At 42.0% G+C, this 23,077-nt stretch carries 21 protein-coding genes and 2 riboswitches; of the genes, 2 read left to right on the top strand and 19 right to left on the bottom strand.

Translation table 11 applies throughout. The features are described from left to right. Positions 1–416: 416 nt before the first annotated feature. Together HUE98_RS13280 and HUE98_RS13285 are read right to left on the bottom strand one after the other, a co-directional pair. Positions 417–1,412: a deoxyguanosinetriphosphate triphosphohydrolase gene (locus HUE98_RS13280; protein WP_241423563.1), complete on the bottom strand. Its 996-nt coding sequence runs from the start codon at positions 1,410–1,412 to the stop codon at positions 417–419. A 92-nt stretch (positions 1,413–1,504) separates the two neighbouring features. After that, complete coding sequence (locus tag HUE98_RS13285) at positions 1,505–2,104, bottom strand: flavodoxin family protein (protein WP_241421107.1); 600 nt, start codon at positions 2,102–2,104, stop codon at positions 1,505–1,507. A gap of 260 nt (positions 2,105–2,364) precedes the next feature. Between HUE98_RS13285 and HUE98_RS13290 the strand changes: the two genes are divergently transcribed. Then, entirely contained in the window at positions 2,365–3,591 is a 1,227-nt protein-coding gene (locus tag HUE98_RS13290) for a D-alanyl-D-alanine carboxypeptidase family protein (RefSeq protein ID WP_241421108.1), read from the top strand. Positions 3,592–3,764: 173 nt separating this feature from the next. Here the strand turns inward: HUE98_RS13290 and ppdK are convergent, their stop codons facing one another. The 13 genes from ppdK to HUE98_RS13355 all read right to left on the bottom strand — a co-directional run bounded on the left by ppdK (position 3,765) and on the right by HUE98_RS13355 (position 16,840). Next, a complete protein-coding gene (ppdK, locus tag HUE98_RS13295; protein WP_241421109.1) occupies positions 3,765–6,428 on the bottom strand; it encodes a pyruvate, phosphate dikinase in 2,664 nt (887 codons plus the stop codon). Then, positions 6,418–7,248: a pyruvate, water dikinase regulatory protein gene (locus tag HUE98_RS13300; protein ID WP_241421110.1), complete on the bottom strand. Its 831-nt coding sequence runs from the start codon at positions 7,246–7,248 to the stop codon at positions 6,418–6,420. Before HUE98_RS13300 ends, ppdK begins: the two co-directional genes overlap by 11 nt. 22 nt (positions 7,249–7,270) lie before the next feature. After that, positions 7,271–7,909 (bottom strand): helix-turn-helix transcriptional regulator, encoded by a 639-nt coding sequence (locus tag HUE98_RS13305; protein WP_277623676.1) that lies wholly within the window; start codon positions 7,907–7,909, stop codon positions 7,271–7,273. A gap of 105 nt (positions 7,910–8,014) precedes the next feature. Then, positions 8,015–10,102 carry a glycine--tRNA ligase subunit beta gene (gene glyS / locus HUE98_RS13310; RefSeq protein WP_241421112.1) on the bottom strand — a complete coding sequence of 696 codons (2,088 nt, stop codon included), beginning with the start codon at positions 10,100–10,102 and terminating at the stop codon, positions 8,015–8,017. After that, positions 10,102–10,983, bottom strand: a complete 882-nt coding sequence (glyQ, locus tag HUE98_RS13315; RefSeq protein WP_241421113.1) for a glycine--tRNA ligase subunit alpha — start codon at positions 10,981–10,983, stop codon at positions 10,102–10,104. The genes glyS and glyQ overlap by 1 nt, the downstream gene beginning before the upstream one ends. Before the next feature lie 315 nt (positions 10,984–11,298). Further along, positions 11,299–11,679: a DUF4342 domain-containing protein gene (locus tag HUE98_RS13320; RefSeq protein WP_241421114.1), complete on the bottom strand. Its 381-nt coding sequence runs from the start codon at positions 11,677–11,679 to the stop codon at positions 11,299–11,301. Between the two features lie 149 nt (positions 11,680–11,828). After that, on the bottom strand, positions 11,829–12,581 hold the full coding sequence (gene recO, locus HUE98_RS13325) for a DNA repair protein RecO (RefSeq protein ID WP_241421115.1): 753 nt from the start codon (positions 12,579–12,581) through the stop codon (positions 11,829–11,831). A 17-nt stretch (positions 12,582–12,598) separates the two neighbouring features. Continuing rightward, complete coding sequence (gene era, locus HUE98_RS13330) at positions 12,599–13,492, bottom strand: GTPase Era (protein WP_241421116.1); 894 nt, start codon at positions 13,490–13,492, stop codon at positions 12,599–12,601. 144 nt (positions 13,493–13,636) lie between these two features. Next, positions 13,637–14,107 carry an HAD family hydrolase gene (locus HUE98_RS13335; RefSeq protein WP_241421117.1) on the bottom strand — a complete coding sequence of 157 codons (471 nt, stop codon included), beginning with the start codon at positions 14,105–14,107 and terminating at the stop codon, positions 13,637–13,639. Positions 14,108–14,129: 22 nt separating this feature from the next. Beyond that, entirely contained in the window at positions 14,130–14,570 is a 441-nt protein-coding gene (locus tag HUE98_RS13340) for a Fur family transcriptional regulator (RefSeq protein ID WP_241421118.1), read from the bottom strand. Positions 14,571–14,624: 54 nt separating this feature from the next. After that, the gene (locus tag HUE98_RS13345) at positions 14,625–15,011 is read right to left on the bottom strand and encodes an iron-sulfur cluster assembly scaffold protein (RefSeq protein ID WP_241421119.1); all 387 of its coding nucleotides are present in this window, start codon (positions 15,009–15,011) and stop codon (positions 14,625–14,627) included. 172 nt (positions 15,012–15,183) lie between these two features. Continuing rightward, the gene (locus tag HUE98_RS13350; protein ID WP_241421120.1) at positions 15,184–15,960 is read right to left on the bottom strand and encodes an Mrp/NBP35 family ATP-binding protein; all 777 of its coding nucleotides are present in this window, start codon (positions 15,958–15,960) and stop codon (positions 15,184–15,186) included. Between the two features lie 295 nt (positions 15,961–16,255). Continuing rightward, a riboswitch (cobalamin riboswitch) is annotated at positions 16,256–16,441 on the bottom strand. A gap of 108 nt (positions 16,442–16,549) precedes the next feature. Then, complete coding sequence (locus HUE98_RS13355; protein ID WP_241421121.1) at positions 16,550–16,840, bottom strand: CBS domain-containing protein; 291 nt, start codon at positions 16,838–16,840, stop codon at positions 16,550–16,552. 204 nt (positions 16,841–17,044) lie between these two features. Beyond that, positions 17,045–17,215, bottom strand: a riboswitch (M-box (ykoK) riboswitch). Between the two features lie 261 nt (positions 17,216–17,476). On the opposite strand from HUE98_RS13355, the gene HUE98_RS13360 reads away from it, so the two are divergent. After that, a complete protein-coding gene (locus HUE98_RS13360; RefSeq protein ID WP_241420966.1) occupies positions 17,477–19,189 on the top strand; it encodes an IS1634 family transposase in 1,713 nt (570 codons plus the stop codon). A 168-nt stretch (positions 19,190–19,357) separates the two neighbouring features. Here the strand turns inward: HUE98_RS13360 and HUE98_RS13365 are convergent, their stop codons facing one another. The 4 genes from HUE98_RS13365 to nikC all read right to left on the bottom strand — a co-directional run bounded on the left by HUE98_RS13365 (position 19,358) and on the right by nikC (position 23,055). Beyond that, on the bottom strand, positions 19,358–19,978 hold the full coding sequence (locus HUE98_RS13365; protein WP_241421122.1) for an FmdE family protein: 621 nt from the start codon (positions 19,976–19,978) through the stop codon (positions 19,358–19,360). Positions 19,979–20,183: 205 nt separating this feature from the next. Then, on the bottom strand, positions 20,184–21,215 hold the full coding sequence (locus tag HUE98_RS13370) for an ABC transporter ATP-binding protein (protein ID WP_241421123.1): 1,032 nt from the start codon (positions 21,213–21,215) through the stop codon (positions 20,184–20,186). After that, positions 21,216–22,235, bottom strand: a complete 1,020-nt coding sequence (locus HUE98_RS13375; RefSeq protein ID WP_241421124.1) for an ABC transporter ATP-binding protein — start codon at positions 22,233–22,235, stop codon at positions 21,216–21,218. It lies immediately after the preceding gene. Between the two features lie 19 nt (positions 22,236–22,254). Continuing rightward, positions 22,255–23,055 carry a nickel transporter permease gene (gene nikC / locus HUE98_RS13380; RefSeq protein WP_241421125.1) on the bottom strand — a complete coding sequence of 267 codons (801 nt, stop codon included), beginning with the start codon at positions 23,053–23,055 and terminating at the stop codon, positions 22,255–22,257. Between the last annotated feature and the right edge of the window lie 22 nt (positions 23,056–23,077).

Consider the following 23,077-nt stretch of genomic DNA (forward strand, 5'->3'; position numbering starts at 1 on the left):
AAAACCCCCCAAGGTAAAAAAAGGTTTATGAGATTTTTTTCATATTCGTCAATAAATGACAAATTCCTGCACAAACGTACATTTTTATCAAAAAACCCCATCCCATAATAGGAGAGACGAGGTGTAAATACTGCTTAATATTTAATCTGCCAACTTAAATTACACAACCAGGTTTGGTAAGAATCTACCTCCTCTTTCCCGGTTTAGTCTCTCTTTAACAAACACATATTCTATATGATTAAAATATATTCTACATGGCGCATTTTATTTCCTGCAAAGTAAATAAAAATAATAATAATATATAAAAACCTATGATTATCAATCAATATTATATACCATTTATAGTTTTTTATTCTCTCTTTACCAAAATCATAGAAATAATAGAAATCTTTTCTACGGCTGTTCCCAAAGTCTGGTTAACTAGACCAGGGCTTGGGAATAAACAATTTCTGATAGAGATTAATAAAGTAAATATCAGTCATTCCGGCTATGTAATCACAAACCCTTCTTTCCAGAAGGCTTCCCCCTTGAAGTGACCCGTTCTCCAAAGGAATTTCTTCAGGCCTTTCTAAGAAGTAATTAAAAACATGATTGAACATTTTAATTATTTTTTGGTCTTCTTTCTTAGCCTCAGACCCTACATAAACATTTTCAAATAAGAATTCCCGTAAATCCAACATCACCTGCATTACCTGGGGACTCATCTGAATTAACGGTTGGGCAAAACTGTTTTCTATCAAGTCTCTCACCATGGTATTTATTCTCATGGAGGAGGTATTGCCCAGAATATAAGGTACATCCCTGGGAAGATCTTCCTCTTTTAATATCCCCGCCCGAAGAGCGTCATCAATATCATGATTTATGTAAGCAATCCGGTCTGCAATCTTAACAATTTGTCCCTCCAGGGTAGATGGAAGAGTGCTTCCGGTATGATTCAATATCCCATCCCTTACTTCCCAGGTGAGATTTAACCCCTTTCCCCCCTCCAGGCTTTCAACAATTCTCAGACTCTGTTGGTTATGTTTAAATGGTCCGTAAATTTGACTCAAAGCCGCTTCTCCCGCATGCCCAAAGGGAGTGTGCCCCAGATCATGACCCAGCGCAATAGCCTCAGTAAGATCTTCGTTTAAAGTAAGAGCTCGAGCAGCAGTCCTGGCAATCTGGGCTACTTCCAGAGTATGGGTCAATCGAGTCCGATAATGATCCCCTTCAGGAGAGATAAACACTTGAGTTTTATGTTTTAATCTCCTGAAAGCTTTGGAGTGAATAATGCGGTCTCTGTCCCGATGAAATGCAGTCCTGACCGAACACTCCTCCTCATAATCTTGACGGCCTTTACTCCTGGAGCTTCGCATAGCCTGGGGAGAAAGAATCTGCTCCTCCAGTTGTTCTCTTTTTTCCCTCAAACTGATCATAGATATCGGGCAAACTTACCTTAAAGCAGACCATTTTTTTCCGGCAGCTGCCCTTTCCTCCCATACATAAGGGTTTTATTATTTCTTATTTACTTTTTTCGCAAAGTCAAAGTAGCCTTAGCAACATCAACCAACCTGCGGGCCAAAATTTGTACCCTTGTAATGGCATAATCATCTTTGATTGCCGGCCTTTGAGCACAGGCACCGTGGTGTCCCGGATCCATAGAAACGTGTCCATCCCCTACAATAAGCATGCCCTGCACCAACATCATGTCATGTAAAGCCCTCAACGTAGTTTCCTGACCGCCGAACCGGGCGGCCCCCACTGAAACGGCCCCCCCTACGGTATCCAGCAGGGCATGCTCATTTCTTAATTTACGAGACATATCCCAAAAACTTTTTAACTGGGTAGAAACCGTACCAAAGTAAACTGGACTGCCTAAAATAATTCCATCACATTCCCTCAAAAGATTATAAATGCCCTCCAGTTTTTTCCCCTCGTAACAGACCCCGGGACACCTGGGCTCACAAACATTACAATAAGGTTGTTTTAATTCATCCAGTGCCTCCTGAGCAAAAATTAATTGTGTTTTAGCTCCCAACTTAGCTGCTTCGTCCAAACCAAACGTAAGAAGATCCGCAGTATTTCCATGCTGATGCACGCTGCCATTAATGCCTAATATTAACATAATCAACCTCCTTTAAAAATTGTACCTTCAATAATTGTGTCGGAATTAAAGGATTTTCATTTCTAATGTCTAACTATAAAAAAACAGTACTTATATATAATACAATTAATAATTTATATTTCCTGCTTAAGGAATTTTAATAATTATATGTTAGAAGAATTATCTCAAGTGTTATAAAATATTATTGGTATAACAATATTATTCTAAAATGCTTCATAAACTTATCTGACAATTATAACAGCAAAGTGAGGGAATTATTTATGATTAAGTTAAAAAAATTGGCGCTTCTATTACTGATATTTTCCCTGTTTTTTTTAAGTTTGACACCTTTAACTGCATGGGCTGAACCTGATACAGACGCCACAGAGGAAGAACTAGAAGATGAACTACCCTTTGACGTAGATGCAAAATCTGCACTGCTTATGGAAGCTACCACCGGTGAAATACTCTATGAAAAAGACGCAGACGCTAAATATCCTCCTGCCAGTATAACCAAAATAATGACCCTGCTCATAGCCTTAGAAGCTATTGAAGAAGGCAAAACAGATTGGAATGATACCGTTGAGGTAAGCGAAAACGCCTGGCGGATGAAGGGCTCTGAAATGTTTTTGGAAATTGGTCAAGAGGTAACGGTGGACCAACTTCTCCAGGGAATATCCGTAGTCTCCGCCAATGATGCCTGCGTAGCCTTAGCAGAACACCTTTACGGCTCAGAAGAAATGTTTGTACAAATAATGAATCAAAAAGCACAACAACTGGGGATGAAAAATAGCCATTTTGAAAATACCACAGGACTACCCCATGAAAATCATTATATGAGCGCTAGAGATATCGCCATTCTGTCCGCTTATACCATCAATAACTATCCTAAAATTCTAGAACTGGAATCCCAAAGGGAATTCACCTTTAATGATATCGTTCAGTACAACCGCAACCCCTTGCTGGGGCGTTTTCCCGGGGCAGACGGTTTAAAAACCGGATGGACTACTGAGGCAGGTTATTGTCTGGCAGGAACAGCTAAACAAAATAATTTCCGTTTAATTTCGGTAATTCTAAATTCTCCCAACCTTTCTTCCCGGCTGTCTTCCACGGAAGCTGTACTAAACTACGGGTTTAGAAACTATATTTTCAAGGTCATGGTTGACAAGGGAGAAGTTGTGGGAGAGGCACCGGTACCTGACGGAAAAGACAAAGAAGTAGCAGCTTCTACCCAAAATTCTCTAGGTGCGGTAATTACCCTGCCGGATGAGGATAGACTGGAAACCCAGGTTATTTATGATAAATTGTCTGCTCCCATTGAAAAGGGAGACAGGGTAGGAGAAATGCACATCCTGCTGGAGAATGAAATTCTCAGCCGGGTTACTTTGGTAGCCGAACAAGATATCGAAAAAACAAACTTTGCTGTTATCGCCCTAAGGCAGGTTGGAGGGTTCTTTAAGAATATGACCACTGGATTAGTAGATATGATAAAAGGTATCTTTGAATAATAAAAATATTTTTGTGGGAAAACAACAATAACTTCATCAGATAAATTGTTCCCTGTATTACAACTATAAAATAAAAGCTGCCCTATATTTAGGCAGCTTTTATTTTATAGTTGACAGTTTTTTATGGGCAGTGTCTCACAGATTATATATCCAGAGCCTTGCCTCAAGTAATTTTAGTCTCCGTATCCCCCGGCTTTTTTCCCAAGTTTTGCCTGGGCCGCAGCCAGCCGTGCAATAGGCACCCTAAAGGGAGAACAGCTGACATAGTTTAAGTTGACTTCATGACAGAAGATGATGGAATCGGGGTCTCCACCGTGCTCACCACAGATTCCCAATTTAATATCAGGTTTCAGCCCTCTACCCTTCTCTGCAGCCATTTGTACCAGGGGCCCTACTCCCTCCCGGTCCAAAGTAATGAAAGGATTCTCCCCTATTACCTTCTTTGCCAAATATTCATGGAGAAACTTCCCCTCGGCGTCATCCCGGCTGTAACCCAAGGTAGTCTGAGTCAGATCATTAGTGCCGAAGGAAAAGAATTCAGCATGCTCTGCAATCTGATCAGCTACCACACAGGCTCGGGGCAGTTCTATCATGGTACCTATTTTATAATCTAAGGTTATCCCCTGTTCGGAAAAGACCTGAAGGGCCACCTGTTGGGTAAGTTCCCGCATTATGCGAAGTTCTTCCGCGTGCCCCACCAGGGGAATCATTATTTCAGGAACAACCTCCTTTCCTTCTTTGGACAGCTTTGCCGCTGCCTGGCAGATGGCTCTCACCTGCATTTCATATATTTCCGGGTAAACGATTCCTAACCGGCATCCCCGGTGGCCCAGCATTGGGTTAAATTCTGAGAGAGACTTGACTTTTTTCAGCAGTATCTGTTTGGCCCTTATTTCTTCAAGGCTTCCCCCGGTAAGTTTTAGCTTTACCAATTCCTCCACCAGCTCTTCGGAATCCGGCAGGAATTCATGCAGCGGAGGATCCAAAAGCCGGATAGTCACCGGAAGACCCTGCATCGCCTCAAATATTCCATAAAAATCCTCTTGTTGAATTGGAAGCAATTTATCTAAAGCCTTCCGCCGTTCCACTTCAGATTCCGAAAGAATCATTTCCTGCACAATTGGAAGCCGATCCTGGGCCATAAACATATGCTCTGTGCGGCAAAGGCCTATGCCTTCCGCACCAAACTCCCGGGCTTTCTTTGCGTCCTGGGGATTATCAGCATTAGCCCTGACCCCCAGAGATTTTATTTCATCAGTCCACTCCAGGATTTCCCGGAACTCACCACTTAACTGAATATCAATTAACGGGACCTCCCCTACAAAAACCCTGCCTGTCCCACCGTCAATAGAAATGATATCCCCTTTAGAATAGGTTACATTGTCTACACTAAAAACTTCCTTTTCCAAATCAATATTTAGGCTTTCACAGCCGCATACACAAGGCTTACCCATGCCTCGGGCTACAACAGCAGCGTGACTGGTCATACCACCCCGGCTGGTCAATACTCCCTGAGCGGCTACAATACCATGAATATCATCAGGAGTTGTTTCCGGACGTACCAGAATTACTTTTTCATCCTGCTGATTCATTTTTTCCGCTTCATCCGCATTAAAAACTACTTTCCCCGAAGCCGCCCCGGGCGAAGCAGGAAGGCCCTTGGCGATAAAATCCAGTTGAGCTTTTGGGTCAATCTGGCGGTGAAGCAGCTGATCAATCTGTTCCGGTTCCACTCTCATGACAGCTTCATCCCGGGTTAAAATCCCCTCCTTAACAAAATCCACCGCTACCTTTACCGCAGACCTGGCAGTCCTCTTTCCTCCACGGGTCTGGAGGATAAACAAGCGTCCCTTTTCAATAGTAAACTCGATATCCTGTATATCCCGGTAATGTGTCTCCAACCGCCTGCTAATATCATGGAACTGATTATACAGCTCCGGCATAAGCCCTTCCAGTTGTGATATGGGCAGAGGAGTCCTGATTCCCGCCACTACATCTTCTCCCTGGGCATTAACCAGAAATTCCCCGTATAGCTTGGACTCACCGGTGGAGGGATCCCGGGAAAAAGCTACTCCCGTGGCACAGTCTTCCCCCAAATTGCCGAAAACCATAGCCTGTACATTGATGGCAGTGCCTAGTTGGTCTGGAATTTTATGTATTTTCCTGTATACTATAGCCCGCTGATTATTCCAGGAATCAAAAACCGCCCTGATAGACTCCATCAGCTGATCCATAGGCTCCTGAGGAAATTCTCTGGAAGCTTTAGTTTTGACAATCCCCTTGTATTGCTCCACCAGTACCTTCAGGTCTTCACTAGTCAGCTGAGTATCATCCCGGGCTCCCTTTTCCTCTTTTTTCCTTTCCAAAACCCTCTCAAAAAATGCGTGATCTACCTTCAGGACCACATCCCCATACATTTGTATGAAACGTCGGTAACAGTCCAAAGCAAAACGTTCATCACCGGAAACTTCTGCCAAACCTTTTACCGTTTGGTCATTCAATCCCAGGTTCAATATAGTATCCATCATCCCCGGCATGGAAACTGCTGCACCGGATCTTACGGACAGGAGAAGAGGATTATTAGGGTCACCGAATTTTTTACCCTGCATTAGTTCTACTGCGGCCAGGGCCTCATCCACCTCTGCCTGAACCGCTTCCATCAAGGAATCACCCTTTTGGTAGTACTGATTACAGGCCGTGGTGGAAATAATAAATCCTGGGGGAACAGGCAGCCCGATACCGGTCATCTCTGACAGATTGGCTCCTTTGCCTCCCAACAACTGCTTCATCTGAGCATTTCCCTCGGTAAATAAATAAACCAATTTCTCAATGTCCATCCAGCTTTCTCCCTTCTCTTATATATTGCAGAATATAATTTGCAACTTCTTCCACTGCTTTATTAGATACATCAAAAATTGGGCAGCCTAATCTTTTCATACATTTTTCCGCATATTCCAGTTCCTCAATTATCCTCTTTAGGTTAGCGTAATTAGCATTTGCAGTCAGTCCCAAAGTTTTCAGCCTTTCTACCCGAATATCATATAACTGTTGGGGATTTATAGTCAATCCCACAATCTTATGAGGAGGGACCATAAACAGCTCTTCGGGCAGCTCTATTTCCGGAACCAAGGGGAGGTTGGCCACCTTTATCCTTTTATGTGCCAGATACATGCTTAAAGGCGTCTTGGAAGTCCGGGATACTCCCACCAAAACGGCGTCTGATCTGAGCATTCCCCGAGGGTCCTTCCCATCATCATACTTAACAGCAAACTCAATGGCAGCAATCCGATGAAAATATTCTTCATCCAGACGTCTCATCAACCCTGGTTCCATGCGGGGCCCCTCTATCATGATGGTTTCAAAGGCGTTCATCATGGGGCCCAAAATATCTACCGTAGCAATGTTCTTTTTATCAGCAGCGGTTTTTAAAGTTTTCCTAAGCTCAGGAAGAATCAGGGTATAGGCTATAATGCTGTTAACCCCTGCCGCCTCCTCCACAACATCCAATATGGTCTCTATTTCATACACAAAGGGCACCCTTCTTACTTCCACATGGCCCGAATTAAACTGACTTGCCACCGCTTTTACAACAAATTCTGCGGTTTCCCCTATTGAATCTGATATTACATATACTACCGGCAGTGTATTATTGTCCATCACAAAACCACCTTTCCTCTCCTTACATTTCTCCGCATAGTTCTATCATAAGCCCGGTTATACTGGTTTTAGTAAATCTACCCAAAATCTTTAATTTTCCGTTTTTTTCTTCCCGGACCACGGGCAGAGAATCCACCTGATATTCCATAATTTTCTTTGCTGCGTCTAGAACATCCTCTTCGGGCTCCGTAGTAATAATGTTAGGCATACGAGTCATAATAAATCCAACAGGCATGCTGCGGGTAGTAGTTCCCCCGATACAGCTCTTAAGAAAATCTTTACGGGAAACCACACCGGCTAAGTACCCGTCTTCACCCACCACATAAATAGTCCCAGTGTCCTCTAAGATTAAAGACACGGCAGCGTCATATACGGAGACATCCTCTTTTACTACCACCGGCATTCTCTTGACGTCTTTTACCTTAATTTTACGTAACGCCTTAGTAACTAAAGAATTTTCTGTTTTACCGGTGTAATAATAACCCACCCTGGGGCGGGCCTCAAGATGGCCGGACATGGTAAGGACGCTCAGGTGAGGCCTTAGGGCGGCCCGACTTAATTCAAGTTGAGAGGCGATATCCTCCCCAGAAATGGGGCCGTTTCTCTTAACAATTTCAATTATTTTGGCCTGTCTTTCAGTTAAGTCGACCTTTACCACCATCCTTATATAAATATGCTGTACTATTTAATTAATTTGTTAGATTAGTATACTATATTTACTTGATTTAATCCTTCTTTTTTTAGGAAATTTTTAAAACAACTGTGATTAACTGTGAGTTATCACAATCTTACCAAAATCAGCAAACTTATGAAACATATCCCTGATCTCCCTGAGCAGGTTCAGGCGATTGTTTTTTACCTTCTCATCCTCAACCATCACCATCACCTGGTCAAAGAAATTATTCACCGGTTCCTGCATTTTAGAAAACTGAGCCAAGACTCCTTCATAATCTTGAGCTGATAATTTTTCCGCTACTTCCTCAGATATTTTCTGAAAAGTTTTATACAATTCCTTTTCCGCCAAAGCCTCCAAAAGATTTGATTTGACAGAATCACCGGCTGAAGCATTCTTGGACAGGTTTGCCGCCCGGGTATAGGCGGTCATCAATTTTAAGAAGGAAGAATTATCAATCTCCCTGGATAGACTAACTGCCCTTTTATAAGCATGGGGCAGCACATCAAACCCTGAACTGAGCACTGCATCGATCAGGTCATAGCGCAGTCCTTTTTCCAGGAAAATATTCCTGATTCTTTGACGGAGGAATTCCAACACTTCGGTGATAATTTCTTCTTTATCTTTTATTAACTTGTGAGGACTGTAATAATCTACTGACTTCCCTATAAGCTCCGAAAGGGAAAGAGAAATCTCTGAATCCAAGAGTATGTACATAATACCTAAGGCCTGCCTTCTTAATGCATAGGGATCCTGGGAACCGGTGGGCTTAATACCAATTCCAAAACAGCCTACAATATTATCTAATTTATCAGCAATACTCACCAGGGAACCGGTGAGGCTTTCTGGAAGATCATCTCCGGCAAACCGAGGCAGGTAGTGCTCATAAATTCCATGGGAAACCTCCTGAGTCTCACCTGACAAAAGAGCATACTCCCGGCCCATAATACCCTGTACTTCGGGAAATTCATATACCATATTGGTCAACAGGTCATATTTACAAAGATGAGCAATGCGGGCAGACGTTTTTTTATCTTCAGCCTCCAGACCTAAACAGTCAGCCATATACTGGGAAATCTGAGTCAGGCGCCAGGTCTTTTCAAGCATTGTACCCAGACCCTCCTGGAAAAGAACGCTCTCTAGTTTTTCCACGTACTGTTCTGGAGAAGTTTTCTGATCCTCAGAATAGAAAAATCGGGCATCCGCCAGACGGGCCCGAAGGACCCTTTCATTTCCCATCTTTATATTGCCCTTTAGATCCTCCCGGGCATTACTAATAGTAATAAAGTTTGGCATCAGGCCCTTTTCCCCCACCACCGGGAAATACCTCTGGTGAGATTGCATGCTGGTAATTAAAACCTCTTTGGGGATTTCCAGGTAATCCGAAGAAAACTCACCTACCACTGCCTGGGGATACTCTACCAGATAATTTACCTCTTCTAAAAGTTCTTCATCTAAATGAACAGTGCCGCCCAGATTCCGGGCCGCTTTTTCAGCCTGTTCCCGTATTAGGCCTCTCCTCTTTTCCTGGTCCAGCAGCACATAGGAGTCCTCCATAATTTGAAAATAATTGGGGATATCTTTCACTTCAAAGGGGCCCGGGGCTAAAAAACGATGACCATAAGTGAATCTACCAGACTCTAATTCATCCAAAGGGAAAACAACCTCGTCTTTCCCGTACAATGCCAGGAGCCAGCGTATGGGCCGGGCAAAACGAAAGTCTTTAGATGACCAGTACATCGGCTTAGGAAAATGTAATTCTTTTATAATTCCCTGCATTAAGGAAGGTAAAAGGCTGCGGCTGTCCTGGCCCATAACCCTTTTAATTGCAAAAACATAATCTCCTCCCTGAAAATCCTTTACCTCCAGGTCCTCTACAGAAACTCCCTGGGATTTAGCAAACCCTACTGCAGCTCGAGTAGGTTTGCCTTGAGCATCAAAGGCAGAGTTCCTGGCAGGGCCCTTTTTCTGTTCCTCCAGGTCCGCCTGTCTTTCTCCAACTCCTTCTATCAAAAGGGTCAAACGCCTGGGAGTGCCAAAGGTTTTCACATTATTAAATACTATGCGATTTTCACCAAATAAATTTGTGGCGATTTGTTCCATCTGCTTAAGCACAGGCTCCATAAAGCGAGCTGGTATTTCTTCAGTTCCTATCTCCAGCAACAAATCTCTTTTACTCATTATCTTTTGACCTCCTTCTTTAGAAGGGGAAATCCTAATTCTTCCCTTTGAGCTAAATATTTTTGCGCACAGAGTCGGGCTAAATTCCTTACCCTTCCTATGTATCCAGTTCTCTCCGTAACACTGATGGCTCCCCTGGCATCCAACAGGTTGAATGTATGGGAACACTTTAACACACTGTCATAACCGGGTAAGACCAGGTCCTGCTCCAGGAGACGTTGAGCCTCATTTTCGTAAATAGTAAAAAGATTAAAAAGAACCTCCGGATCTGATTTTTGGAAACAGTAAAAAGAGTGCTCTACCTCTGCCCGGTGAAAAACATCTCCATAGGTTATCCCGTTCACCCATTCCAAGTCAAAAACATTTTCTTTCCTTTGGATAAACATGGCGATGCGCTCCAGGCCATAGGTTAACTCCACAGGGACAGCCTCCACATCAAAGCCCCCTACCTGCTGAAAGTAAGTAAACTGAGTAATTTCCATGCCGTCCAGCCAAACTTCCCAGCCCAACCCCCAGGCCCCCAGAGTAGGTGATTCCCAATTATCCTCCACAAAACGAATGTCGTGCTCTAAAGGGTCAATCCCCAGAATGTACAAGCTTTCCAGATAAAGATCCTGAATGTTATGGGGTGCCGGCTTCAAAATCACCTGATATTGATGGTGCTGGTGCAGACGGTTAGGGTTTTCCCCATATCTTCCGTCTGTTGGACGACGGGAAGGTTCCACATACGCTACATTCCACGGCTCAGGACCCAGCGAACGTAAAAAAGTAGCGGGATTCATGGTTCCTGCACCTTTTTCTACGTCATAGGGCTGCCAAATAATACAGTTTTTCTTGGCCCAATAATCCTCCAAATTTAATATGATTTCCTGAAAATTCATTTTTTTAATCCTTCCTCCTCAAATTTATGTTATAGCTTTTTAGACAAAAAAATAAACCTCTACACCCCTAATACATGCATATAGGGACGAGAGGATCTCCCGCGGTTCCACCCTATTTGGTCCAAAAACTATTTTGGACCCCCCTTGATTTATCTATGCCCTGAGAACGCCTTTGGCCAGTTTCCTTTACCGGGCTTCTCACCTACCCCCGGCTCGCTGTATAAGCCCCACTGGTTACTCTTTTCCCGCATCGCATAAGGGATTTAATTTCATTAACTTTAACAAATTAGGGTTCAAATGTCAAGCCTGGCCTTCTTAATTCTCCCCATTTTGGGGCTGTCTTTTCTCCATATGAAGTGAGTACTTGGTAAAAAGTAAAAACAGTGTCCCCAAAGCAGCGGCTTTGGGGAGAAACACAGCTCCTGCCACCCCCAAAGGAGCAGGAATATCCACCACAGTTTTTTCATGAGACTTTACAGAAATTCGAATATCGGCGCTCTTCTGTGCAAATTCTTTCGCCCTGGCAATAAAATCTGTGTGCGGTCCTTCCTCCAACCAAGACTTACTTTGATCCTCAAGTATAATCAGGGCCTCCACCACTTCTCCTCCGGTGGCCTCCAGCGCCAACCGGGCCTCCTTGTACGTAGCTCCGGTACGATCCCGAAGCAGGTCTATTTTTTCTAGTGTTATCGACACGGTATTTCCCTCCTGTATAATCCGTTTGAGCATAGTTTATGTAAATATTGAGAAATTTATAATAATTTTCTGAATAACTAACATTTTCTGCGTCTTTAATAATATATTTTAAGGAATCTTGTGAATTTTTGAAGATATATATACATAAATTATCTGGAACATCCTAATTGTTCCAGGAAGGCTAAAGCTTTACATCTTCCCAGGTTGAAATTATAACTTAGAAGTGCCTGGTTAATGGAAAAAATCTCCTGCCGCTGTTTTGAATTCATTTTTAGAATTCTCAGCCTTTTAAAATCAGCTGTAAGCAGCTTGGCCAGAAGTGAAAGGGTCCCAGGAGTAATCTTATTAGCCCCGGGATCCCGCATACTACATTTGGAGCAAAGAAGCCCCCCTTCCCGAAAGCTGAGACGAAAGGGGGTTTTTTGTGTAGAACAAACCAGACAGGAATCCAGGTATGGGGTATACCCTAGATTTTTCACAAGCTTCAATTCAAAAGAACGTGCCAGCACCTCCAGGTAAGCCGTGTCACCGTTCATGGCTTCCAGGGCTGATAAAAACAAGCGGTATTCCTTTGGACAGGGTTCATTCTCCTCCAACAAACGGCCAATCAGTTCACAAAAGTACTGGCCGTAAGCATAACTTAACAGATCCATCCTCAAGGAATAAAAAGAATTTAGAATCTCTCCCTGAGTTACAGTAGCTAGAGTTCTCCCCCTGTAAAGAAGAAAATCCCCCCGGGTAAAAAGCTCTACAGAGGCAGACAGTTTGCTTTTAGTTTTACAGGCTCCCCTGGCAATGGAGGGTATCTTACCCCCTTCCAGGGTTAACAGGGTCAAAAGCTTGTCTGCTTCACTATAACTTTGTGACCTGATTACCAGCGCTTCCGTTTTTAGATGTTTCATCTAAAGCCCCTGCCCTTTCATTCTCTGTCATGATAACCGAAATCTTTCAAAAACTTACTCCGATTGCGCCAGTCCTTCTGTACCTTAACCCAAAGTTCCAGGAATACTTTGCAGCCCAGCAGAACCTGGATATCCTGACGGGCTTTCATCCCAATTTCTTTGAGCATTTTGCCCTGATTACCTACAATAATTCCTTTTTGGGAATCTCTTTCCACAAAGATATTAGCCCGAATGTAAATCATATTTTTGCCCTTCCGTTCCTTCATTTCATCCACTTCAACAGCCACAGAATGGGGCACTTCATCCCGAGTTTGCTCCAATATTTTTTCACGGATTAATTCCGAGACCACAAAACGTTCCGGCTGTTCAGTAATCATATCCTCAGGATAATACTTTGGGCCTTCTGGAAGATGAGCTACCAACTTCTCCTGGAGCAGCGTTACATTGGTACCATTCACCGCTGAAACTAAAATCACTTCAGAAAAATCATATAGTTCCCGGTAACGCTCAATGATTCCTTCTAGTTCTAACGGCTCTACCAGATCTATTTTATTGATAACCAAAAATACCCTGGTTTCAGCCTGCTTTAAGAGATCTACCACATACCCATCCCCTCTCCCGGGAGGATGAGAGGCTTCTACCAAAAATAGAACGATATCTACTTCCCTCAAGGAACCGACCGAAACCTTAACCATATATTCTCCCAACTTGGTCCGGGGTTTGTGCAGCCCGGGAGTATCTAGGAAAATAATCTGAGCTTCCTGGGTAGTAAGAATGCAAGTTATCTTGTTCCTGGTAGTCTGAGGCTTGTCGGAAATAATGGTAAGCTTTTGCTTCATTAAATAATTCAATAAGGTGGATTTCCCCACATTGGGTCTGCCTACTACGGCTACTACTCCTGATTTAAACATCTCTTGCCCCCTGTATTATTAGCTTTTTAAATTTGATTTTCCCATGAAATCTGAAGTTAATAAGAAGAAACCCCTTAACTTACATCAAATAACCTGAAATATAAAAAACACCTTTCATTCCCCAGGTGTAATTTTAGTCAAAAATTATGATCTCAGTGCCGCTTTTAATATGTCAGGGTTGAGAAGCATTCGCAGGGCATCATCTACATCTTTTACCACAATGTCCGACTTTAAAAGAGATTTGGTACAGCAGCCTTCCTCCCCAATCACTACAATACCTAAGACTGACTGCTCCAACATCAATTCATCGTTGGCACCATTCCCTAAAGTTACTGTCTCTTCACTACCCAGTCCCTTGATAAAAGCCGCCTTCTCATCCCTTTCTCCTCCACCTTTCAAAACTGTAAGCTCCGCTTGAAGGGATGAGCAAACTTCACCAGCTATGCCGAAGGTATCTGCTGTAATTATATATACTTTCAAGTTTTGAGATATTTTATTCAAAAGAAAAGCAGTAGTTTTTTTAATTAAACCATTATTAGCTAAAGTCCCATTTAAATCAGTGACCAGATATTTAAGATTCAAGTCCTTGTATCCTGGAATGCTAATTATTAACATAATTTTCCTACTTTTTTTTATTTTACTTATCTTCTTTTTGACATTCCGTACAAAACCCGAAAATGTTTAAAGTGTGATATTCCAATTGAAATCCATGTTCTTTGCATATGTCCTTTTGCCGCTTTTCTATAGTCATATCCTCAAACTGAACCACCTTACCACAATTTTTACAGATCAGGTGATCATGATGCAGGTGACCAAAAACATGCTCGTAGTAAGCCCTGCCATCTCCAAAATCTACTTTTTCCACCAGGCCGCTTTCCACCAGCAAGCTCAAAGTCCGGTAAACCGATGCCCTGGAAACCTGTCGATTGCTTTTCCGGAGCATATAAAGAAGATCTTCTACATCAAAATGATCATGAACCGAAAAAACCTGCTCCAGTATGATTCTTCTTTCCTGGGTGAGCTTAAAACCTTTTAACTTCAGGTACTTATTAAATTTTTCCATTGCTTCCTTTTTCAAAGCTTTTCACCTACTTTATACTTTAACCGCAGTCCAAATATATCTTGGACTCTCCTAATAACGGGTCCAGCCCAGGCTTTTCCGCTTATTAAAATCCTGAAAAGTAAAATGAAGTGCGGTTATGCTTAAGTTAGCGCAATGGGTTTTATCTTCCGGCAGCCCGCCTAAAGCCTTCACAACATCCTCTCCGGTGATCAATCTGGCCTCCTGAATAGTTTTCCCCTTTGCCATTTCCGTCATCATACTGGTAGTAGCTATCAAAGTACTGCATCCGTATATTTTATATTTAATATCAGAGATTTTTTCTCGATTCACCTTTATATAAATAACTAAATAATCTCCGCAATCGGGGGCTCCGTAAGTGCCTATCCCATGGGCATCAGGCAGATCCCCTATATTCCTGGGATTAGTAAAGTGGTCTACAACCAATTGATTTTCCATATATTTCCCCACCTCATGAGATTCCATACAAAAAAGCATCTTAATTCTTTATTCTCTATAATTTAATAAAGTCCTTCTATATAAATAGTAAATTAGCATCACTAATTTAATAATGGGACTGACAAACAATTGCCCAGGGCAATAATCAGAGAATTTCACCAAAGGGAAAAATTTAAAAATTCAATTTAATTTCTATTTTCCCCTGGTATTCTTCTACTTTCCCCTGATCAGAAAAACGGGTAAAATCTGTATCTATGGGAATCTTGCCTAAAAGTGGGACCCCCATTATCTCAGCAGATTCTTCAGCCCGGCTGGGGCCAAATACTTCTAATTTTTCCTGACAGTGGGAGCAGCGAAGATAGCTCATATTTTCCACCAAACCAACTATGGGAACCCTTAAGCGGTAAGCCATTTTAACCGCCTTTTTCACCACCATCAGGGCTAATTCTTGGGGAGAAGTTACTACAATTATGCCGTCTACAGGTATAGATTTCAGGACTGTCAAAGGAACATCCGATGTGCCGGGGGGCATGTCAACCAGCAGATAGTCCAGTTCTCCCCAATCTACATCTTTCCAGAACTGTTTTACTGCTCCTCCAGCCTTGGGTCCTTTCCAAAGAACCGGATCATCCTCTTCATCCAAAAGAAGGTTAATAGACACAATCATAATACCTCCCGGAGTTTCTGCCGGCAGCATTTTCCCTTCAGCGGTTTTGAGCCGCTGCTGCAGCCCAAATATTTTAGGAATGCTGGGTCCCGTAATATCTGCATCTATGATCCCAACTTTATGTCCCTGTCTGGATAACTGCAGCGCTAAAAGAGAAGTGATGGATGACTTCCCAACACCTCCCTTTCCACTCATCACCGCCACCACTTTTTTTATCTTACAATCTTCCTGATCCGTATTTTTCTCAGTTTCTTCAACCGAACAATCCCTGGATGAATTCACTTTACTTTCTCCTTCTTTTCATAATATACTATAATAACCTTCTCCAAATTTATCCTTAAATATTCTTGTCGCCTTAATTATAGTTTATTGACCGGTTTCCGTAAAGACCTTCTTAAAAGCAAATGTTATATTTTACTAAGGCTTACGAAAACAAAAAAATAAACCTCCCGGGGGAGGTACGGCAAAGAGCCGATATGAATTTAACAGGTCACGCAAAAATAAAACCGGCCTTTGGAAGACCGGTCTGTGTACAATACATTACACACCACACCATTTCCTTTCTTCCGAAGGTAAACAAGTGACTAAAAAACAGGCAGGTTTCCTGACTCAGGTTCTTCGTCCTCCTGCACCTTCCCGTTTCCTTTAGAAACAGTGGTTCTAAAAAGCAGGAGACTCCCCTTTACAGTGGCGGGACCGCTCGGGACTCTAACCCGATTCCCTATTATCCAAATGAATTGGCACCTGTTTGATGTGATATTAACTTATTTATATTTTTATTCTACCTAAATTTAATTTTTCCTTCTTTAAAGAAATAATTTATTTATAAATACCTTATTCCAAAAAGATTAAGACAGCATAGACCAAGGAATCACACTCTCATCTCATCCATAAGATCATGTACAGTCATTTCTGGAGCTGCTGCAATTAAATCTTTCAAGGTCAAGTATCCCTTTAGCTTTCCTCCATCATCAGTAATAAAAAGGGCATAAACAATTTTTACTTTTTTTCCGGAATTTCTAACCCGGTCCAAGGCTTCCTGGACGGTAACATCTTCTTTAAGGCTAACGGGCCGGGAGTGTATATTCTTCTCTGCATTTTTAGCCATTTGATCAACCACTCTTTTCGGCAGTGTCCTGACTTTCCTCCTGATGTTTGCCATATTAATCCCTCCTGAGTTAATACTTTATACTGCTCTCTTTGAAACTTTTTAATTTCAAATAAGTCGCCTGATTTATCAGGGTCTCCTGTCACGAACACCACCCCCTCTGTAAAAAAATTCTTTATAAACAAAAAACGGCCCAGAAGAGCCGTTTAAATACCACAACCACACATGACAAAAAAATTAAAATTTGCCTGCTATGGAAACCACAACTCCTCGTTTTGGATTCAGCACTAAATGACGTAGATTCAAAACAGAATCAGCTACATTAAGCAGACCTTAATCCGATCATGCCTGTTATACCCATTGGCGTCTCTGGACGTTTTTGGGCAGCAGCCTGTGTTCATTTAGGAGCCTCCCCTAACAAGTGCATATTCACTTTTCATCCTTTATTATATGACAGTTAAAGAGAAATTGTCAATAGAAACCTGGGTTAATTTAATAAATAAGAGATGGCAAATAACAGATAACAGCAGTATGAAAAGTTACCCGGGTCTTTGACAGTTGAATAATGAACACATGTCTTAAAAGCCTTGAAAATAGGGCTTTTTTTATTGCAAATTTGTCAATTTTTCACCTATTTCTATTGAGTATTATTGAGTATTATGTTATAATATAAGGGATTGGGGGGTTAATATGAGATTGTCTATTTCGAAATCAAAAAATTCCACATCTCTTTACGTAATTAAATCAACTTATGAGAATGGTGTACATTCATCAAAGATTGTTGAAAAACTTGGAACAGTTAATGATTTGAGTAAAAAGTTAAACGGCCAGGATCCCATTGAATGGGCAAAGAAATACATAGCAGAGCTGAATCAAAAAGAGAAGGAAGAAAAGCTTGATGTGTTGGTAAAGTACTCACCTTCCAAGGTCATTACGAAAGATGAACAGCGCTCTTTTAACGGTGGTTATCTTTTTCTTCAACAAATATACTATCAACTTGGCCTTCACAAAATATGTAAAGAAATGTTAGGAAAATACAAGGTTACATATGACCTAAACTCCATACTCTCCAGATTGATTTACGGAAGAATAATCTTCCCTTCATCTAAGCTCGCCACTTACCAACTTTCCTCAAGATTTATAGAACAACCTAACTTTGAACTTCAACATATATACAGAGCTCTTGAAGTTATTGCTAAGGAAACGGATTTTTTACAATCATCCTTGTACAACAACAGTTTAAAAGTTTCTAAGAGAAATACTGGTGTACTTTATTATGATTGCACCAATTATTTTTTTGAAATTGAACAGGCAGATGGCGATAAGCAATACGGTCCATCAAAAGAGCATAGACCAAACCCAATCATTCAAATGGGCCTATTTATGGATGGAGACGGTATCCCTCTTGCATTTAGCATCAACAAAGGAAATACAAATGAACAATTAACACTAAAACCCTTAGAAAAGAAAATTCTATCTGATTTTAATCTTTCTAAATTTATCGTATGTACCGATGCCGGTCTAGCGTCCAAAAATAACAGAAAATTTAACGACAGGGAAGAACGAGCATTTATTACAACTCAATCAATTAAGAAATTAAAAGCACATCTAAAAAAATGGGCACTTGATCCAAACGAATGGCACCTCTCTAACGATGTAAAAACCTATGACATCTCTAAACTAGATGATGAGAAAGCTAAAAATAAAATGTTTTACAAAGAACGTTGGATTAAAGAAAATGACCTTGAACAAAAAATCATTGTGACGTACTCTATCAAGTATAGAGATTATCAAAGAAAAATCCGTAATTCACAGATAGAACGTGCACAAAAAACAATAGATTCAAATCCTACAAAAATAAAAAAATGTAATCAGAATGATTGCAGAAGATTTATTAAAAAAACTAATTTTACTCCTGATGGAGAAATTGCTGAAAAAGAAATATACAGTATTGATACAGAGGTTATCGCTAAAGAAGAAGCCTTTGATGGGTTTTATGCTGTATGTACAAACCTTGAGGATGATGCTTCTGAAATAATTAAAGTAAACAATAGACGATGGGAGATTGAAGAATGTTTTAGAATTATGAAAAGTGAATTTAAAGCCAGACCTGTTTATTTAAGCCGTGATGACAGAATAGAAGCACATTTTACAACTTGCTTTATATCCTTAATTATTTACAGATTATTGGAAAAAAAGCTTGGTGAGAAATATACCTGCAGTGAAATAATTAGAGGATTAAAGGATATGAACTTTCATGAAATAAAGGGGGAGGGTTACACTCCAACATATACGAGAACTGACTTTACTGATGATTTACATGAGGCATTTGATTTCCGTACAGACTACCAGATTATAAAAACAAAACAAATGAAAAAAATTTTTAAAGCGACAAAAAAATAAAAACATTACTCACTTTTTTGAATACAAAAAAAGCTTGATAATCCTTGTAAATCAGGGATCATCAAGCTTTTTGCTTGTAACAACTGTCAAAGACGAGATAAAAAATAATAATTTTCAATAAAAAAACTCCTGTTTATTGCTCTAGAGTGGGCTCTAGAGTGGGAATTCCTAATTAACTCTACTGCGATAGCCTTCAAAACATTCAGGACAGGCAAACTTACCCTCTTTAACCCTGGCCCTGGGCTCCATTATCCCTTCTCCACAAAAACCACACTGAACAGAATCGAATAGTTTGGCTTTAAATGGAAGGTCAACTTTAACTGTTTTAATTTCAAATATTTCTTCTACGGGCACATTAAGAATTATTTGGGTTAGTTCAGCATGATGTTTTTTAAATAGCTGCCTTTCCTCTTCTTTCACTTCCCCGCCACTGAAAAGCTTTTCCCTTAGTTCCTTCCAGCCCTCCGGAGCTACTTTTTCCATAGCTCCATGTTTTAGAGAAATTCTTAAACCTTCTTGTGTATCCCTTGAAGCAAAAGTAAAAACATTTTTTCCATAGTCTTTAAATATTAAATTCCCCTTACCAAAGGTACAGCTGGTCAACACCTGTATTGCATCGACCCCGCAATTATCTGTTTCCACTATGGCCACTACCTCTTCGTCCTTAGAAGGGCCAGCTTCCATCCTCTTTAAATATTCCATAGCCGCCCGATACCCATAAGCTAACCCTGGACAAACATGACCATGAAACTCCACAGCTTTTTCCCAGGGTGTTTTTTCCATACACATATTATAATCCCTCCAGTTTTAAGTATAGAGCTGAAATCGCCCGGTCTTTGCTAGAAACAACCTTTAGATTCATTTGCCCCTAATCAACAATACCATATGATTAGTGGTACCGCTAACTATATGGTAACACACTTCTAGAATTAAAGCCAAACAATTTTTATGCCAACCTGTTATATAAAAACATATTTATTAACTGACAGTTTGATCAAAAAACCAGATGACAGGCTTTCCAATGTCGCTCTCCAATCTTCAACAGAAGAGGTTCCTCCCGAGAGCAAACCTCTTTCACCTGGGGGCATCGGGGATGAAATCGACAGCCTTGGGGAGGAAAAATAGGGTTGGGTGGTTCTCCCCTGATTATTTGTTCTACATTAGCTTTTTCCCCGGGATCCGGTTTTGGGACTGCAGCCAAAAGAGAGCGGGTATAAGGATGCAGCGCTTCCTCCACTAGACGTTGGCTATCCAAAACTTCTACGATTTTCCCGAGGTACATGACCGCAACCTGATGGCTGATGTATTTGACTGCAGCCAGGTCATGGGAAATAAAAAGATAAGATAATTGGTAGTCATTCCTAAGCTTTTTTAGTAAATTCAGAACTTGGGCTTGAATGGACACATCAAGACTGGCCACAGACTCGTCACAAACAATAACTGACGGATTTAATGCCAGGGCCCGGGCTATAGCTATTCGCTGCCGCTGGCCGCCGCTGAATTCATGGGGATAACGTCCACGATGTTCCGGTTCTAACCCTACATCCTTTAAAAGCCTTTCCACCTGCTGCCGGCGCTGTGTAAATGAACCTTTTTTGTAGTTATAAAGGGGTTCTCCAATGATCTGTTCTACCTTCATCCGGGGATTCAGTGAAGCGTAGGCATCCTGAAAAATTACCTGAACATTCTTTCTCCACTGCCTGAGTCCTTCTCCCCTATACTGAGTAATATCCTCTCCAGAGTAATAGATACTTCCGGAGGTAGATTCCTCCAAACGCAGGATCAATCGGCCCAGGGTACTCTTCCCACATCCACTCTCACCTACCAGGCCCAGGGTCTCCCCCTCCCGAATCTGAAGGGATACACCATCCACAGCCCTGACCTTCTCCTGCTTTTCAGAAAACAGACTGTCTTGTGAATAGTGCTTAAACAAATTAACTACTTCTAAAAGAAAAGTTTCTTTTTCCTGGGAAGTACCTGCTTCTAACCTGTTAATTCCCACAGTATTTGCAATCTCCACAGACATCTATATCAGCACCTCTTCGGCATGACTTTCACAGCAGGTTTTTTCATCCAGTGGGAAGAAACAGGCGACCTTATGACCGTCATTTATATCCATCCATAATGGATATATGCTTTTACAAATCTCCTCTGCTCTGCTGCATCGGGGGTAAAAGGAACACCCTTCCGGCATACTATGCAGAGCCGGCGGCTGTCCCTTAATAGAACATAGTTCCTGATTATCCTGGCCCAGGTCCGGTATTGAATTGAGAAGAGCTCGGGTATAGGGATGGGATGCTCGATAAAATACCTCCTTTACCAGTCCATATTCTACAATTGAACCGGCGTACATCACTGCTACCCGGTCAGAAAGCTGAGCAATAACCCCCATGTTATGGGAAATCAGCATTATGCCTGTGCCAAAGTCTTTTTTTAGCCTTCTCATTTCTGAAAGAATCTGAGCCTGAACCGTTACATCCAGAGCCGTGGTAGGCTCATCGGCAATCAAGATATCCGGCTCCAAGGCCAGAGCCATGGCAATCATTACTCTCTGCCTCATACCACCGCTGAGCTGAAAAGGATATTTTCTCATGATCCCCTCCGGGGCAGCCAATCCCATAGCGGAAAGCATATCCATAGACCTGTGACGTGCCTTTTCCCTACTCAGGGACAGGTGGGTTTTCAAAGTTTCCATAAACTGCGGACCAATGGCTCGCACCGGGTTCAATGTCGAACTGGGATCTTGAAAGATTATAGCAATTTTCTTACCTCTTAACCGACGCATTTTTTCCCGGGAGAGAGTAAGAAGATTTACACCCTCCAGGCACACTTCCCCATGGCTAATTTTTCCCCCGGGGGGAAGCAGGCGGAGCATAGACAGTGCCGTAACACTTTTCCCGCAGGCGCTTTCTCCCACCAGGCCCAGCACCTCCCCCCTACCCAATGAAAAACTCACCCGATTTACGGCCTTCAGCTTCCCAAAGTCCGTACGGAATTCCACAGTCAGTTCTTTCACATCCAAATAATTTTGCTGGTATGAATCCATGGTAGAACACCCCTATAATTTATAATCTTCTAATTCCCCGAATATCGAAAATATCCCGCAGTCCATCACCCATGAGGTTAAAAGATAGTACCGAAATAAGAATAGCAAGCCCTGGGAAAATCATCAGCCAGGGGGCTGTCTGCATGTAGGGACGGCCATCATTTAGCATGGCTCCCCATTCCGGCATAGGAGGCTGAGCCCCCAGGCCCAAAAAGGAAAGCCCGGAGATACTTAATATAATTGAACCCATATCCAGAGTAGCCAGGACAATCACCGGGGATAATACATTGGGCAGCACATGACGCAAAATAATCCCCGGTCCAGTGGTTCCAACAGACCGGGCAGCCAGAACATATTCTTTTTCCTTAATGGAAACCACCATCCCTCGAATAATACGGGCATAACCCACCCAGGCTACGGAGGCAATGGCAATCATCACGTTGGTAATGCTGGGACCCAGCATCCCTGCTATAGCCAAAGCCAGAATCAGCCCGGGAAAAGCCAGGAGCACATCTATTACGCTGACAACCACAATATCCAGTTTTCCCCCTATGTATCCGGACAGAGTGCCAATAAAAATCCCAACGGTCATTATAATTACCAGTACCAGGAAGGAGGTCCTGAGGGACACCTGGGTGCCATGAATGATCCTGGACAGAATACAGCGCCCCAGGTGATCCGTCCCCAGGGGAAACTCCCCTCCAGGTTCCTGCAGCCGCTGGCTTAAATCAATTTTTACCGGGTCATGGGGAGAAAACAGAGGTGCCAGCAGCCCCACAACTACAATTATTACAATAATAATAAACCCCAGACAGGCCATCTTATCTTTTTTAAGCCGCTTG

The sequence above is a fragment of the Candidatus Contubernalis alkalaceticus genome, assembly GCF_022558445.1.
GTDB lineage: Bacteria > Bacillota > Dethiobacteria > SKNC01 > SKNC01 > Contubernalis > Contubernalis alkaliaceticus.

What these genes read in the sequence shown, in the direction of transcription:
- HUE98_RS13285 (WP_241421107.1), bottom strand. Translation starts at nt 2,104, where the DNA reads ATGTTAATATTAGGCATTAATGGCAGCGTGCATCAGCATGGAAATACT.
- HUE98_RS13290 (WP_241421108.1), top strand. Translation starts at nt 2,365, where the DNA reads ATGATTAAGTTAAAAAAATTGGCGCTTCTATTACTGATATTTTCCCTG.
- ppdK (WP_241421109.1), bottom strand. Translation starts at nt 6,428, where the DNA reads ATGGACATTGAGAAATTGGTTTATTTATTTACCGAGGGAAATGCTCAG.
- HUE98_RS13300 (WP_241421110.1), bottom strand. Translation starts at nt 7,248, where the DNA reads ATGGACAATAATACACTGCCGGTAGTATATGTAATATCAGATTCAATA.
- HUE98_RS13305 (WP_277623676.1), bottom strand. Translation starts at nt 7,909, where the DNA reads ATGGTGGTAAAGGTCGACTTAACTGAAAGACAGGCCAAAATAATTGAA.
- glyS (WP_241421112.1), bottom strand. Translation starts at nt 10,102, where the DNA reads ATGAGTAAAAGAGATTTGTTGCTGGAGATAGGAACTGAAGAAATACCA.
- glyQ (WP_241421113.1), bottom strand. Translation starts at nt 10,983, where the DNA reads ATGAATTTTCAGGAAATCATATTAAATTTGGAGGATTATTGGGCCAAG.
- recO (WP_241421115.1), bottom strand. Translation starts at nt 12,581, where the DNA reads ATGAAACATCTAAAAACGGAAGCGCTGGTAATCAGGTCACAAAGTTAT.
- era (WP_241421116.1), bottom strand. Translation starts at nt 13,492, where the DNA reads ATGTTTAAATCAGGAGTAGTAGCCGTAGTAGGCAGACCCAATGTGGGG.
- HUE98_RS13335 (WP_241421117.1), bottom strand. Translation starts at nt 14,107, where the DNA reads ATGTTAATAATTAGCATTCCAGGATACAAGGACTTGAATCTTAAATAT.
- HUE98_RS13345 (WP_241421119.1), bottom strand. Translation starts at nt 15,011, where the DNA reads ATGGAAAATCAATTGGTTGTAGACCACTTTACTAATCCCAGGAATATA.
- HUE98_RS13355 (WP_241421121.1), bottom strand. Translation starts at nt 16,840, where the DNA reads ATGGCAAACATCAGGAGGAAAGTCAGGACACTGCCGAAAAGAGTGGTT.
- HUE98_RS13360 (WP_241420966.1), top strand. Translation starts at nt 17,477, where the DNA reads ATGAGATTGTCTATTTCGAAATCAAAAAATTCCACATCTCTTTACGTA.
- HUE98_RS13365 (WP_241421122.1), bottom strand. Translation starts at nt 19,978, where the DNA reads ATGTGTATGGAAAAAACACCCTGGGAAAAAGCTGTGGAGTTTCATGGT.
- HUE98_RS13370 (WP_241421123.1), bottom strand. Translation starts at nt 21,215, where the DNA reads ATGTCTGTGGAGATTGCAAATACTGTGGGAATTAACAGGTTAGAAGCA.
- HUE98_RS13375 (WP_241421124.1), bottom strand. Translation starts at nt 22,235, where the DNA reads ATGGATTCATACCAGCAAAATTATTTGGATGTGAAAGAACTGACTGTG.
- nikC (WP_241421125.1), bottom strand. Translation starts at nt 23,055, where the DNA reads ATGGCCTGTCTGGGGTTTATTATTATTGTAATAATTGTAGTTGTGGGG.